The organism is Pseudomonas palleroniana (assembly GCF_003031675.1).
Lineage (GTDB): Bacteria > Pseudomonadota > Gammaproteobacteria > Pseudomonadales > Pseudomonadaceae > Aquipseudomonas > Aquipseudomonas palleroniana.
Map to the genome: position 1 here is coordinate 32073 of NZ_PYWX01000064.1, position 14118 is coordinate 46190.

The following is a 14118-nucleotide window of genomic DNA, read 5'->3' on the forward strand; positions in this document are numbered from 1 at the left end:
CTCAACCTCAGGAGTGCAAAGACTTCAATGCTGAATAGCCTTTGGTGGAAAACTCTTTCAGTACGCTGGCTTCCGAGTTATCCACGGTATTGAAGCCATTGCTGGAAAAGCCATCAATCTGCCCGTTGCGGCTATGGCTTTTGTTCAGTTGGCGGTCGTCCAGGTTATCGATGAACCGCAATACCTTGTCCAGGTCGTACGCCGCGTTAGCTCTGGCCTCAGGATCGGTGTTGGCGGCTGTCCAGTCGCCGACCTGCTGTTTCAGGTCATCGAGCAAGTGATAATTGTCGCGGTTGTCCAGAAAGTTCCTCAGTACAGGACTGCGATCGATGATTGTGTCCGCCGAGCGATGATCACCGTCGGGGCGTCCCATCGGGCCGTTCATTTCACGGACTTGTTTCTGTTCCTCTGCGCGCATGTAGTTGGGAGGAATCGGAAGTGACCTGAGGTAGGTAGGAGAAGAAACAGTCATGGGAAGTCTCAGCTTTCAGTGAAGGATTGCCCACCCTTTGATGTGGGATGGGCGTGCTTCCTTATGTGGTTCATTTCGCAATGTGGTTCCCGTTCAAAACGACCGCACAATCTTTCCCAACGTCTCCATGGCCTTCTCTGAAGCCTCGGTCCAGGGGCTGCCGTAATTCAAGCGGATACAATTTCTGAAGCGCTGGGTTGCCGAAAAAATCGGCCCCGGCGCGATGCTGATGCCTTGGGCCAAGGCCATCTGGAACAGCTTGAGCGAATCGGTCTGCTCCGGCAGTTCCAGCCACAGGAAATACCCGCCGGCCGGTTGGCTGACCCGCGTCTGTGCGGGGAAGTAACGGGCGATGGCGGCCAGCATGGCACTCTGCTGTTCTTCCAGGGCGTAGCGCAATTTACGTAAGTGCCGGTCATAGCCGCCGTGTTGCAGGTAGTCGGCAATCGCCGCCTGCGCCGGCATGGAGGGGCACAGCGAGGTCATCAGCTTCAAGCGCTCGACCTTCTGTGCAAAGCGCCCGGCCGCCACCCAGCCGACGCGGTAGCCCGGCGCCAGGCTCTTGGCAAACGAGCCGCAGTGCATCACCAAGCCTTCGCTGTCGAAGGCTTTCGCCGGTTTGGGCGGCTGTTGCCCGTAGTACAACTCGGCGTAGACATCGTCTTCGATCAACGGCACCTGGTGGCTGCGCAACAGTTCCACCAACGCCTGTTTCTTGGCTTGCGGCAGTGTCGCGCCCATGGGGTTCTGAAAGCTGGTCATGGTCCAGCAGGCTTTGATCGGGTAGCGCTCAAGGGTTTGTGACAAGGCATTGAGGTCGATGCCGTCACGCGGGTGCACGGGGATTTCCACGGCCTTGAGTTTCAAGCGTTCCAGCACTTGCAGGCAGGCATAGAACGCGGGCGCCTCGATGGCTACCAGGTCGCCCGGTTCGGTCACGGCTTGCAGGCAGAGGTTCAGGGCTTCGAGGGCGCCGTTGGTGATCAGCAACTCCTCCATAGGCAGCATCAGGCCGCCGACCATGTAGCGCAGGGCAATTTGCCGACGCAGTTGCGGGTTGCCCGGCGACATGTCGGTGACCACCAGGCGCGGGTCCATCGCACGGCTGGCGCTGGTCAGGGAGCGCGCCAGGCGTGGCAATGGGAACAGCATGGGGCTGGGGAAGGCCGAGCCGAAGGGCACGGTATTCGGGTCCTTGATGGAGTCGAGTACCGAAAATACCAGTTCGCTCACATCCACTTCGGTGGACTCGTGCACGTGTTCGCTCACGACCGGTTCGGAAAACGGGCGGGGGGCATGGGTGTTGACGAAGTAGCCCGAACGCGGCCGTGCGCGGATCAGCCCGCGGCGCTCCAACAGGTAGTAGGCCTGGAACACGGTGGATGGGCTGACGCCGTAGGTCTGGCTGGCATAGCGCACCGATGGGACGCGCTGGCCGGGGCCGAGGACGCCGGTGCGGATCAGTTCTGCGATGTCGTCGGCGAATTTTTCGTAGCGTTTCATGGGGGCCTTGGTGATTTTTTAGAATGAACACGGCTAAAAGTGTGGGAGGGGGCTTGCTCCCGGTGCCAAGTTGAAACCTGTGGCGAGGGAGCTTGCTCCCGTGGCGGTCTGTCAGCCGACCGGGATGTGGGTCGTGTACATATCCATTGCTGCGGTAACGGCGGCTTTTGGTTCCGCCCTTACGGCGGGTCACTTTTGGAAGAGCGCCAAAAGTAACCAAAAACGCTTTGCCCCACCACTCGGCACCTCGCTCAGGCTCGGTGTGCCCGAACACAGGCTTGAATCCGTGGGCCGCCGCCACGCGCCATCCATGGCGCGGGGCGGCTAACCCGGCGTCCTGCCGGGTTACCCACGGATTCAAGCCTGTGTTCGGCCAGCGTGGTTTAACGGGGCGCCTAAGATCAAGATCAAAAGCAGATCAAAAGCAGATCAAAAGCGCAGCAGTCAGTGCCATCGTTTCAACACTGGGTTTTCATCGGTTCATCGGCGCCACAAAGCGGCTATCGGCGGCGCTATGGATCCAGGGCTCGTCGATGTCCGTCACCTTGAAGCGCAGGGTCTGCGAGCTGGTGGTCGGTTTGTCCGCCAGCAGGACCACCGACACCGGTATATCGCTGATTTCCCCCGGTGCCAGGCTGATCTCGGTCTTGCCTTGCAGCTGGAAGCCTGCGGCGTCTTCCAGTTCCAGGCGGTAGTCCTGGCGCTGTTGGGTCTTGTTGATGACCTTGAGGCTGTAGATGTTCTCGATCAAGCCCTGGCTGTTCTCGCGGAACATGCCACGGTCCTTGGTGACGTCCAGCGACACCATCGGCCGCCCCACCAGGGCCACCACCAGTGCGGCGATCATCACCAGCAGCACGGCACTGTAGCCGATCAGGCGCGGCCTGAGCAGGTGGGTTTTGCCGCCTTGCAGTTGATGTTCAGAGGTGTAGCTGACCAGGCCACGGGCATAGCCCATTTTGTCCATGATCGAGTCGCAGGCGTCGATGCACGCCGCGCAGCCGATGCATTCCATTTGCAAGCCGTCGCGGATGTCGATGCCGGTGGGGCAGACCTGTACGCACAGCTGGCAGTCGATGCAATCGCCCAGCCCGACGTCGGAGGGTTTGACCTCGCGTTTGCGCGGGCCACGGTGTTCGCCACGGGCCGCATCGTAGGAAATGGTCAGGGTGTCCTTATCGAACATCACACTCTGGAACCGCGCATAGGGGCACATGTGCATGCACACCGCTTCGCGCAGCCAGCCCGCGTTGAGGTAGGTCGCGCCGGTAAAGAACAACACCCAGAACAGACTGACCCCGCCCATCTGCAGACTCAGCAGTTCGGCGGCCAGGGGGCGGATCGGTGTGAAATAGCCGACAAAGGTCAACCCGGTCAGCACACTGATGCCCAGCCATAAGGTGTGCTTGGCCGAGCGCCGCGCCAGTTTGTTGAGACTCCAGGGCGCCGCCTGCAGCTTGATGCGCTGGTTGCGTTCGCCTTCGGTGACCTTCTCGCACCACATGAACAGCCAGGTGAACGAACTCTGTGGGCAGGTATAGCCGCACCACACACGACCGGCGAATACGGTGATGGCAAACAGCCCAAAGGCGCAGATGATCAGCAACGCCGACAGCAGGATGAAGTCCTGGGGCCAGAAGGTCGCACCAAAAATGTGGAATTTACTCTCCGCCAAGTCCCACAGCACCGCCTGGCGCCCGCCCCAGTTCAGCCACACGGTGCCGAAAAACGCCAGGAACAGAAAGCCCGCACCGGCCATGCGCAAGGTGCGGAACAGGCCGGTGAAGCTGCGGGTATGGATCAGGTTGTCGCTGGATTTGGCCTTCACCTTCTTTGGGTGGATGGGCTCAAAGGTTTCCACGGTAGGGATTCTTTCGCTCATGGTCGTTCGCTCATCAGCCTCCATCAGGCCAATGACTATGCGCGTGGCGCTGTTTGCATAACAGACTCAGCTATGGCGATAAAAAGCGGATCAGATGGGCTGTGACGCAACGCCTGCGACAATCTGCAGCACCCGGTGTCATGCACAGTGCAGCGGTGATTCAGCCCAGCTGGATACAGATCAGTCAAATCACCGAATCATCATCCGTCGCCTTCACATGCTTGCGACCATCCTGGGCGCCTGCAACGGTCAAGGCATCCGCCTCAGCTTCGGTGATGTAGAGGCGCCGGTCATCGAGTTGCACATAGGACATGGACTTTGCGCTGTCTGTGCTCACGGTCACGTCGGTGGCGTCGAGACGTTGCTCCTGGCCGCTTTCGTCGATCTTGAAGTAACAGGTCTGGTGTTCGATACGGACGGGCATGCTGATTTCCTTTTGATTACCCCGGATGACTTTTAGGACTCGCGGTTTGCCTGGGGTTCAAGGCAACTGACTGGCGGTCGCTGCTGTCCATCCGGTAACCATCATAAAAAAAGGACAAGCTTAATGGACACGTGGTTGCACGAAGTGTGGCGCACCCTGTTGGCCGAGTTCGCCGATATCGGCGATGCCAGGCAGCTCACCCAAGTCACTGTACGGCTGGTGATTGCCGCGATCCTGGGGGGCATCCTCGGCTTTGAACGGGAACAAAAAGGCAAGGCGGCCGGGGTCCGCACTCATATGCTGGTGGCCTTGGGCGCGGCCTTGTTCGTGCTGGTGCCGCAGATGTCCGGGAGCCAGGCGGACGCCATGAGCCGGGTACTGCAGGGGGTCATTGCGGGGATTGGCTTTCTGGGGGCCGGCACCATCCTCAAGGGCAAGGAAGATGAGGAGGGCCAGCACGTCAAAGGGCTGACCACCGCCGCGGGCCTGTGGATGACCGCCGCGATTGGCGTGGCGGCGGGGATGGGGCGTGAGTCCACGGCGGTGCTCAGTACGCTGTTGGCCCTGGCGGTGTTCAGCATCATGCCGCGGATCGTCAAGCTGTTGGAGAAGGACTGACGATTACCGGCGGCATGGTGGTCGGCGGTTCTTCCACCGGCGGCGGCTGGGTTTCCGGTGGTTCTTTCTCCGGGATCGGCTCCGGCTCTGTCGGTGGAAGCGTCGGTTTGTCGATATTCGGGTCCGGGGTTTGCGCTGGGATCGGGATAGTCATCGGTGTGGCCTCCTTTGTGCTTTGCTCTATCGGTGGACAGCCACCCGGGCGAATTGATTCCCCGCCCGATGGCGGCATATCCGCCTGAACTTTTAACCCAGGCCCAGGCTCGGACCTATGACGGCCCGATCCAGGCTGAGCACTGGGCGTCTGGCCATTAGGATCAAGCACACAAGCGCGTCCACAGGGCGTTAGGGGGAGAGGCTCGATGACTGCTGAAACACAGGCTCCAGAAGATTCCCGATTACCGCTGTCCCAGGCGCTGTTATTGCCCCGGATCGCGATTGAGAGCACCACACCTGTGATCGACGGCGGCGAGTTTGCCGTGAAAGCCGTGGTCGGGCAGCGCGTCAACGTCACCAGCAAGGTGTTTGCCGACGGCCATGACCAGCTTGCGGTGCTGATCCGCTGGCGCGCCCTGGATGAGCAGAGTTGGCACAGCGTGGTGATGACGGATGTCGGCAACAACGGCTGGGAAGGCGCGTTCACCGTCACGACCCAAGGCCCCCACGAATTTTGCATCGAAGCCTGGATCGATACCTTCGCCAGCTTTTGCTATGAGCTGCGCAAGAAGCATGAGGCCGGGGTGCCGGTCAGCCTCGAGTTGCAGGAGGGCCGCAGCCTGGTGCTGCAGGCCGCCGAACGCAGTGACAATGAGCTGCGCGACCGCTTGATGCTGCTGCATCACGAACTCTCCGGCTTGCTGGAAACCGAGCAGGTCGCGCAGTTCCTGCACGAAGACAGTGCACACCTGATGACCCAGGCCGACCATCGTGCCTACCTGAGCATCAGTAAGATCTATCCGATCGACGTGGAGCGCGAGCGCGCGCAGTTCGCCAGCTGGTACGAGCTGTTTCCCCGCTCGATCACCGACGACCCCGCGCGTCACGGCACCTTCAACGATGTGCACTCACGCCTGGCGATGATCCAGGACATGGGCTTTGACGTGCTGTACTTCCCGCCGATTCACCCGATTGGTCGCAGCCACCGCAAGGGTCGGAACAACGCGTTGACGGCAGGCCCCGATGACCCTGGCAGCCCCTACGCGATTGGCAGCGAAGACGGCGGCCACGAGGCGATTCACCCGCAATTGGGCAGCCGCGACGACTTCCGCCGCCTGGTCCAGGCAGCTGCCGAGCATGGGCTGGAGATTGCGCTGGACTTCGCCATCCAGTGCTCCCAGGACCATCCGTGGCTCAAGCAGCACCCGGGCTGGTTCAACTGGCGCCCGGACGGCACGATCAAATATGCCGAGAACCCACCGAAAAAATACCAGGACATCGTTAACGTCGACTTCTATGCCGCCGATGCGATCCCTAGCCTCTGGACCGAGCTGCGCGACATTGTCGTGGGCTGGGTGGAAGAGGGCGTGAAGACCTTTCGCGTGGATAACCCGCACACCAAGCCGCTGCCGTTCTGGCAATGGTTGATCAGCGACGTGCGCGCCCAGTACCCCGAGGTGATCTTCCTGGCTGAAGCGTTCACCACGCCGGCGATGATGGCGCGCCTGGGCAAGGTCGGTTATTCCCAGAGCTATACCTATTTCACATGGCGTAATACCAAGGCCGAGCTGAGCGAATACTTCACGCAGTTGGGTCAATCGCCATGGCGCGAGTGCTATCGGCCGAACTTCTTCGTCAACACGCCTGACATCAACCCCGGCTTCCTGCATGAGTCCGGCCGCCCCGGCTTTTTGATCCGCGCCGCGCTGGCCACCATGGGCTCGGGGTTGTGGGGCATGTATTCGGGCTTTGAGCTGTGTGAAGCCGCGCCGGTGCCGGGCAAGGAAGAATACCTGGACTCCGAGAAGTACGAGATCCGCCCACGGGACTTCACCGCGCCCGGCAACATCATCGCCGAGATCGCCCAGCTCAACCGCATCCGTCGCCAGAACCCGGCATTGCATACGCACTTGGGGTTGAAGCTGTACAACGCCTGGAACGACAACATCCTCTACTTCGGCAAGCGCACTGAGGAGGGCGACAACTTCATCCTGGTCGCGGTCAACCTTGACCCCTATAACGCCCAGGAAGCGCACTTCGAACTGCCGTTGTGGGAGCTGGGCCTGCCGGACGACGCCCAGACCCAGGGCGAAGACCTGATGAGCGGCCATCGCTGGACCTGGTATGGCAAGACCCAGTGGACGCGGCTTGAACCGCATATGCCGTTCGGCATCTGGCGCATCAGCGTTGCTTGAGTCCTGTGGGATCCGGCCTGCACAAATAGCCTATTCAGGAGTTTCCAATGGCGAAGAGACCCAGTTCCGCGACGTTCATCAAAGACCCACTGTGGTACAAGGACGCGGTGATCTATCAGGTTCACGTCAAATCCTTTTTCGACGCCAATAACGACGGCATCGGCGACTTTGCCGGGCTGATCGACAAGCTTGACTACATCGCCGACCTGGGCGTCAACACGATCTGGCTGCTGCCGTTCTACCCCTCGCCACGCCGCGACGACGGCTACGATATCGCCGAGTACCAAGGCGTGCACAGTGACTACGGCACCCTGGCCGACGCCAAGCGTTTTATCGCTCAAGCGCATCAACGCGGGTTGCGGGTCATCACCGAGCTGGTGATCAACCACACCTCCGACCAGCACCCCTGGTTCCAGCGCGCGCGCAAGGCCAAGCCGGGTTCGGCGGCGCGGGATTTCTATGTGTGGTCCGACGACGACCAGAAATACGATGGCACCCGGATCATTTTCCTCGACACCGAAAAGTCCAACTGGACCTGGGACCCGGTCGCCGGCCAGTATTTCTGGCACCGTTTTTACTCCCATCAGCCCGACCTGAACTTCGATAACCCGCAAGTCATGAAGGCGGTGCTGTCGGTGATGCGGTACTGGCTCGACATGGGTATCGATGGCTTGCGCTTGGACGCCATTCCCTACCTGATCGAGCGTGATGGCACCAACAATGAGAACCTCCCCGAAACCCACGCGGTGCTCAAGCAGATCCGTGCGGAAATCGACGCCCATTACCCTGACCGCATGCTGCTGGCGGAGGCCAACCAGTGGCCGGAAGACACGCAGCTTTACTTCGGCGAACAAACGGGCGATGACGGCGATGAATGCCATATGGCCTTTCACTTCCCACTGATGCCGCGCATGTACATGGCACTGGCCCAGGAAGACCGTTTCCCCATCACCGATATTCTGCGCCAGACCCCGGAGATCCCCGCCAATTGCCAATGGGCGATTTTCCTGCGCAATCATGATGAGCTGACCCTGGAAATGGTCACCGACAAAGAGCGTGACTATCTGTGGAATTACTACGCGGCCGACCGTCGTGCACGGATCAACCTGGGGATCCGTCGGCGCCTGGCGCCGCTGATGGAGCGCGACCGCCGCCGGATCGAGTTGCTCAACAGCCTGCTGCTGTCGATGCCCGGCACGCCGACCCTGTATTACGGCGACGAAATTGGTATGGGTGACAATATCTACCTCGGCGACCGCGACGGGGTGCGTACGCCCATGCAGTGGTCCATCGACCGTAACGGCGGGTTCTCGCGTGCCGACCCGGCCAGCCTGGTGTTGCCGCCGATCATGGACCCGCAATACGGCTACCTCTCGGTCAACGTCGAAACCCAGACCCAAGACCCGCATTCATTGCTGAACTGGACCCGGCGCATGTTGGCGGTGCGCAAGCAGTCCAAGGCGTTCGGCCGGGGTAGCTTGAAAATGCTCTCGCCGAGCAACCGCCGCATTCTGGCTTACACCCGCGAATACACGGGGGAAGACGGAAGTACCGAAATCATCCTGTGTGTGGCCAACGTGTCACGCAGCGCCCAGGCCGCCGAGCTGGACCTGTCGGCGTTCGCCGGCATGGTGCCGGTGGAGATGCTCGGGGGCAACGCGTTCCCGCCCATCGGCCAACTGCATTTCCTGCTGACCTTGGCGCCCTATGGTTTCTATTGGTTCGTGCTGGCGGCGCAGAACCAGATGCCCAGTTGGCATGTGGAACCTGCGCAAAGCATGCCCGACTTCACCACCCTGGTACTGAAAAAACGCATGGAAGAATTACTCGAAGAACCGTGTCGCACCACCCTGGAACAGACCGCGCTGCCGACTTGGTTGCCCAAGCGGCGTTGGTTCGCCGGCAAGGACGCGACCATCGACCGTGTGCATATTGCCTATGGCGTACGTTTCGGCGATCCCGCGCACCCTGTACTCCTCAGCGAAATCGACGTGACCAGTGGCGGCCAGGTCAGCCGTTACCAGTTGCCGTTCGGCTTCTTGCCCGAAGACCAGTTCACCAGCGCCTTGCCCCAGCAACTGGCCATGGCCCGCGTACGCCGGGCGCGTCAGGTTGGGCTGGTGACCGACGCGTTCAGCCTTGAGCACTTTGTGCGCGCCGTGATCCAGGGGTTGCAGGCCGGTTCGGTGCTGAATACCGCAGAAGGCGATCTGCGGTTCGAAGCCACCGAGCATCTGGGCAGCCTGGGGCTGACGGAGAGCGCCGAGGTGCGCTATCTCTCGGCCGAGCAGTCCAACAGCTCGGTGGTGGTGGGTGAACACCTGGTACTCAAGCTGATCCGCAAGGTCAGCAGCGGCGTGCACCCGGAACTGGAGATGAGTGCTTACCTGACCGCCGCCAACTACCCCAATATCTCGCCGCTGTTGGGCTCGGTGATCCGCCGCGATAGCCAAGGCCAGGACAACCTGTTGATGATCGCCCAAGGCTATTTGAGTAACCAGGGCGATGCCTGGGCCTGGACGCAAAACAACCTGGAGCGGGCGCTTCGCGATGAGCTGGCGCAGGCCGTGTCCGAACAGGAGCAGCATTACAATGCCCTCGGCGAACTCAAGGACTTCGCCGGTTTGCTGGGGCAACGCCTGGGTGAAATGCACCAGGTACTGGCCAAGCCGACCGCCAACCCAGACTTCAAGCCTGAAGCCACCACGCTCAAGCACACCCAGGCCTGGGCCAAGGATGTCGGCGCACAAATCGAGCGTGCGCTGCAATTGCTCAAGCTTCATCAACAACAGTTGAACCCCGCCGACCAGGCGTTGGTCAGTGAACTGCTGGCGCAGAAAAAAGCCATTGCCGGGCATGTCCAGGCGCTGGCGAGAGCCACGGCGGGCGGGCTGCGGATTCGCGTGCATGGCGATTTGCATCTGGGCCAGGTGCTTGTGGTCAAGGGGGATGCGTTCCTGATCGATTTTGAAGGGGAACCCGCGCGGCCGTTGCATGAACGGCGTGGCAAGCACAGCCCCTACAAAGATGTGAGCGGCGTGTTGCGCTCCTTTGATTACGCGGCGGCGATGGCCCTGAATGTGCAGGGGCAAGGCGTGGATAACTCGCCTGAAGCCGAGCAGGCGCGCAAACGCGTGACCGATCGCTACCTCAAGGAGGCCAGGCAAGCGTTCACCGAGGCTTATCAGGTGGCGACGTCTACACTGGCGCATGACTGGCAGGATGCCGGTGGCCAGGATGCAGCGCTGACGTTGTTCAGCCTGGAGAAGGCCGCGTACGAAGTAGCCTACGAAGCGGAAAACCGCCCGAGCTGGTTGCCGGTGCCCTTGCAGGGGCTGCACAGCTTGCTCAATGGGCTTGTACCTATATCGAAAAATGCACGCGGTGGAGAGATGTCATGAGTTATACGCACAAAGAACCGCTGCAGCCCAAGTTGACTGCAATGCCGGCGTCCAGGGACGTCGAAGCGCTGGTGCGCGCCGAGCACCCGGACCCGTTCTCGATCCTGGGGCCGCACGATGACGAACAAGGTGGCCAATTCATCCGCGCATTTTTGCCGCAGGCCCTGAGTGTCCAGGTACTCAGCCGTGATAGCGGCGAGCCGATCGGCAGCCTGGATCAAACCCAGGTGCCGGGGCTGTTTGTCGGGCAGTTCGGCACGCGCCAGGCCTATCTGCTGAAAATCCACTGGGCCGGTGGTGAACAGATCACCGAAGACCCTTACAGTTTCAGCCAGTTGCTCCTCGGGGAAATGGACCTGTACCTGTTTGCCGAAGGCAATCATCGTGACCTGGGCAGTTGCCTGGGCGCCCAGGTGACCACGGTCGATGGTGTGCAGGGCGTGCGTTTTGCCGTGTGGGCACCGAATGCACGGCGCGTATCGGTGGTGGGCGATTTCAACATCTGGGACGGCCGTCGCCACCCGATGCGCCTGCGCCATCCTTCGGGCGTATGGGAAATCTTTATTCCACGCCTGCAACCGGGCGCGGCGTACAAGTTCGAGATACTCGGCGCCCACGGGATTCTGCCGCTCAAGGCCGACCCCATGGCCCTGGCCACCCAGCTGCCGCCGGACACGGCATCCAAAGTCGCGGCCCCCTTGCAGGTGGACTGGCAGGACCAGGCGTGGATGCAGTCACGCAGCGAACGGCAGAAGAGCAGCGCCCCGTTGTCGATCTACGAGCTGCATGTGGGCTCCTGGCAATGCGAGCTGGACGAGGCGGGCGAAGTAGCCCGCCAATACGGCTGGCGTGAACTGGCCGAGCGGTTGATTCCCTATGTGCAGTCACTGGGCTTCACCCATGTCGAGTTGATGCCGATCATGGAGCATCCGTTCGGCGGCTCGTGGGGCTATCAGGCGTTGTCGCAGTTCGCACCGAGCGCCCGATTCGGTTCGCCGGAGGATTTCGGCTATTTCGTCAATGCCCTGCACCAGGCGGATATCGGGGTGATCCTGGATTGGGTGCCGGCGCATTTTCCTACCGATGCCCATGGCTTGGCGCAATTCGACGGCACGGCGCTGTACGAATACGCCAACCCCCTGGAAGGCTTCCACCAGGACTGGGACACCCTGATCTACAACCTGGGGCGTACCGAGGTCCATGGCTTCATGCTGGCTTCGGCCTTGCACTGGCTCAAGCACTTTCACGTCGATGGGCTGCGAGTGGATGCGGTGGCGTCGATGCTGTACCGCGACTATTCCCGCAAGGCCGGCGAATGGGTGCCCAACCGCCACGGCGGTCGGGAGAACCTGGAAGCCATCGACTTCCTGCGCCACTTGAACGATGTGGTCGCACTGGAGGCGCCAGGGGCGCTGGTGATCGCCGAGGAGTCCACCGCTTGGCCGGGCGTCAGCCAGCCCACCCAACAGGGCGGCCTGGGTTTCAGCTACAAATGGAACATGGGCTGGATGCACGATTCGCTGCATTACATCCAGCAAGACCCGGTGTACCGCGCTCACCATCACAACGAACTGAGTTTCGGCCTGGTGTATGCCTGGTCCGAGCGCTTTATCCTGCCGATCTCCCACGACGAAGTGGTGCACGGTAAACACTCGCTGATCGACAAGATGCCCGGTGATCGCTGGCAGAAGTTCGCCAACCTGCGGGCCTACCTGAGTTTCATGTGGATGCACCCGGGCAAGAAACTGCTGTTCATGGGCTGCGAGTTCGGCCAGTGGCGCGAGTGGAACCACGACCAGCAACTGGACTGGTACTTGTTGCAGTACGCCGAGCACAAAGGTGTGCAGAAGCTGGTGGGTGACCTGAACCGACTGTACCGCGAGGAGCCGGCGCTGCACGAACAGGACGATGTACCCCAGGGCTTCCAGTGGCTGATCGGCGACGACGCGATCAACAGCGTCTATGCCTGGCTGCGCTGGAGCAAGGAGGGCCGGCCGGTTCTGGTAGTTGCTAACTTCACCCCCGTGCCGCGCGAAGCTTATAGCGTTGGCGTACCGTTTGCCGGGCGTTGGAGCGAGGTGATCAACAGTGACGCCGACACCTACGCCGGCTCCAACTATGGCAATGGGGGCGCCGTGTTCACCCAGGAGGAACCACGCCATGGGCAACCGGTGTCGCTGTCGTTGAATTTGCCGCCGCTGGGGGTGTTGATTTTGCGTCCTGAAGGGCTTTGAGGGCTCTGGCATCGGAGAGACGGTTGTCCCAGCTGCTGGCCGGATGCCACAATGCTGGCTTTATCATGGCAATCGAAGCAGGCTGACTTCATGAGCAACCTTGGGCATGGGCTGGACCCGGATTGCGTGATCGAAGAGCAGGTGCGAACGGACCGTTTGCACCAGCTGTTTCGCCAATCGTTCGCCGCGATCTTCGGCAGTTTCCTCGGCGCCGCCATGCTCTGCTGGCTGTGTTGGGACCGCTTCAACCACCAGGTCATGCTGATCTGGTTGGTGGCGTTGTCGGTGTCCTCACTGTTGCGCCTGAAAATGTTCATGGACTGGTTTCGTTGCCCTGATATCGACCGTACGCCCGCACGCTGGGAACGACGTTATGCGGTCACGTTGATGTTGTCGGCCGGGATCTGGGGCATGGGCGCGTTGGCGGTGATGCCCCCCGACGACCGTGTGTCCCAGGTGCTGGTGATGTTGTTCACGGTGGGCATGTCGGTCAGTGCGGTTTCGTGTTATTCGGCCTATCGCTACATGACCCTGGGCGCCATGGCCCTGGTGTTATTGCCATGTACGCTGTGGTTGCTGTTTCAGCCGACCCTGATGCAAGTGGGGGTGGCAATCGCAGTGCTGGTGTTTTCGACCTTCGTGGTCAGCGCTACGCGTAAATTTTCCGATGCCCTGGAAAAGGCCTTTCGCCTGACCCGGCAAATGGAGCGCGCCCATAACGCCTCCACACGGGCCGCCCAGACTGACGAGCTGACCGGGCTGATGAATCGCCGTGCGTTCTTCGAACACGCCCAGCAGCGGTATGCGCAATGTCGCGATAACCAGCAGCCGGTGTGCGCATTGATGATGGACATGGACCATTTCAAGAGTGTCAACGACACCTACGGCCACCAGGCCGGTGATCACGTGCTGCGGCAGATTGGTGGGGTGATCAGTGCATCGTTTCGCCATTCGGATGTATATGGCCGCCTCGGCGGCGAAGAGTTTGCGGTGTTGCTGCCCAACACGTCGCTGGAAACCGCGCGCGATATCGCCGAGCAATTGGTCAAGACGATTTCCGGGCTGACGGTCGAACCGGTGCAGGGCCTGACGGCCAGTCTCGGCGTGGCCCTTGTACGCAGCCCCGATCAGGACCTGCACAGCTTGATGAACAGCGCAGACAAGGCGCTGTATCGCGCCAAGGCCATGGGGCGTAACCAAGTGGCTGTGGCGGAGTGGGGCGTGGCGGAGTAG

At 61.1% G+C, this 14118-nt stretch carries 10 protein-coding genes; 5 read left to right on the forward strand and 5 right to left on the reverse strand.

Going from position 1 to position 14118, the window contains the following annotated elements; all coding sequences use genetic code 11:
- Positions 1-7: 7 nt before the first annotated feature.
- From C9383_RS22190 to C9383_RS22210, 4 genes are all read right to left on the reverse strand, one after another.
- The gene (locus C9383_RS22190) at positions 8-472 is read right to left on the reverse strand and encodes a hypothetical protein (RefSeq protein ID WP_235863271.1); all 465 of its coding nucleotides are present in this window, start codon (positions 470-472) and stop codon (positions 8-10) included.
- 93 nt (positions 473-565) lie between these two features.
- Entirely contained in the window at positions 566-1975 is a 1410-nt protein-coding gene (mapR, locus tag C9383_RS22195) for a GntR family transcriptional regulator MpaR (protein WP_090371376.1), read from the reverse strand.
- A gap of 472 nt (positions 1976-2447) precedes the next feature.
- Positions 2448-3857 (reverse strand): cytochrome c oxidase accessory protein CcoG, encoded by a 1410-nt coding sequence (gene ccoG, locus C9383_RS22205; RefSeq protein WP_060757041.1) that lies wholly within the window; start codon positions 3855-3857, stop codon positions 2448-2450.
- 184 nt (positions 3858-4041) lie between these two features.
- Positions 4042-4281: a DUF3203 family protein gene (locus C9383_RS22210; RefSeq protein WP_090371374.1), complete on the reverse strand. Its 240-nt coding sequence runs from the start codon at positions 4279-4281 to the stop codon at positions 4042-4044.
- Between the two features lie 123 nt (positions 4282-4404).
- Here C9383_RS22210 and C9383_RS22215 point away from each other — a divergent pair, with 123 nt between their 5' ends.
- Positions 4405-4899: an MgtC/SapB family protein gene (locus C9383_RS22215; RefSeq protein WP_090371370.1), complete on the forward strand. Its 495-nt coding sequence runs from the start codon at positions 4405-4407 to the stop codon at positions 4897-4899.
- On the opposite strand, the gene C9383_RS28225 is transcribed toward C9383_RS22215, so the two are convergent.
- Positions 4877-5053, reverse strand: a complete 177-nt coding sequence (locus C9383_RS28225; protein WP_162843534.1) for a hypothetical protein — start codon at positions 5051-5053, stop codon at positions 4877-4879. The genes C9383_RS22215 and C9383_RS28225 overlap by 23 nt on opposite strands.
- Positions 5054-5261: 208 nt before the next feature.
- Between C9383_RS28225 and C9383_RS22220 the strand changes: the two genes are divergently transcribed.
- The 4 genes from C9383_RS22220 to C9383_RS22235 are packed head-to-tail and all read left to right on the forward strand — an operon-like array spanning position 5262 to position 14118.
- Positions 5262-7250, forward strand: coding sequence for an alpha-1,4-glucan--maltose-1-phosphate maltosyltransferase (locus C9383_RS22220; RefSeq protein WP_090371368.1), 1989 nt, complete (start codon positions 5262-5264; stop codon positions 7248-7250).
- Positions 7251-7297: 47 nt separating this feature from the next.
- Positions 7298-10651 (forward strand): maltose alpha-D-glucosyltransferase, encoded by a 3354-nt coding sequence (gene treS / locus C9383_RS22225; RefSeq protein ID WP_090371366.1) that lies wholly within the window; start codon positions 7298-7300, stop codon positions 10649-10651.
- Positions 10648-12885, forward strand: coding sequence for a 1,4-alpha-glucan branching protein GlgB (glgB, locus tag C9383_RS22230; RefSeq protein ID WP_090371364.1), 2238 nt, complete (start codon positions 10648-10650; stop codon positions 12883-12885). Before treS ends, glgB begins: the two co-directional genes overlap by 4 nt.
- Before the next feature lie 51 nt (positions 12886-12936).
- Complete coding sequence (locus C9383_RS22235; RefSeq protein ID WP_060757035.1) at positions 12937-14118, forward strand: GGDEF domain-containing protein; 1182 nt, start codon at positions 12937-12939, stop codon at positions 14116-14118.

Excerpts from the sequence above, each read along its gene's own strand:
- mapR (WP_090371376.1), bottom strand. The coding sequence starts at position 1,975 with ATGAAACGCTACGAAAAATTCGCCGACGACATCGCAGAACTGATCCGC.
- glgB (WP_090371364.1), top strand. The coding sequence starts at position 10,648 with ATGAGTTATACGCACAAAGAACCGCTGCAGCCCAAGTTGACTGCAATG.
- C9383_RS22235 (WP_060757035.1), top strand. The coding sequence starts at position 12,937 with ATGCTGGCTTTATCATGGCAATCGAAGCAGGCTGACTTCATGAGCAAC.
- treS (WP_090371366.1), top strand. The coding sequence starts at position 7,298 with ATGGCGAAGAGACCCAGTTCCGCGACGTTCATCAAAGACCCACTGTGG.
- C9383_RS22210 (WP_090371374.1), bottom strand. The coding sequence starts at position 4,281 with ATGCCCGTCCGTATCGAACACCAGACCTGTTACTTCAAGATCGACGAA.
- ccoG (WP_060757041.1), bottom strand. The coding sequence starts at position 3,857 with ATGAGCGAAAGAATCCCTACCGTGGAAACCTTTGAGCCCATCCACCCA.
- C9383_RS22220 (WP_090371368.1), top strand. The coding sequence starts at position 5,262 with ATGACTGCTGAAACACAGGCTCCAGAAGATTCCCGATTACCGCTGTCC.
- C9383_RS28225 (WP_162843534.1), bottom strand. The coding sequence starts at position 5,053 with ATGACTATCCCGATCCCAGCGCAAACCCCGGACCCGAATATCGACAAA.
- C9383_RS22190 (WP_235863271.1), bottom strand. The coding sequence starts at position 472 with ATGACTGTTTCTTCTCCTACCTACCTCAGGTCACTTCCGATTCCTCCC.
- C9383_RS22215 (WP_090371370.1), top strand. The coding sequence starts at position 4,405 with ATGGACACGTGGTTGCACGAAGTGTGGCGCACCCTGTTGGCCGAGTTC.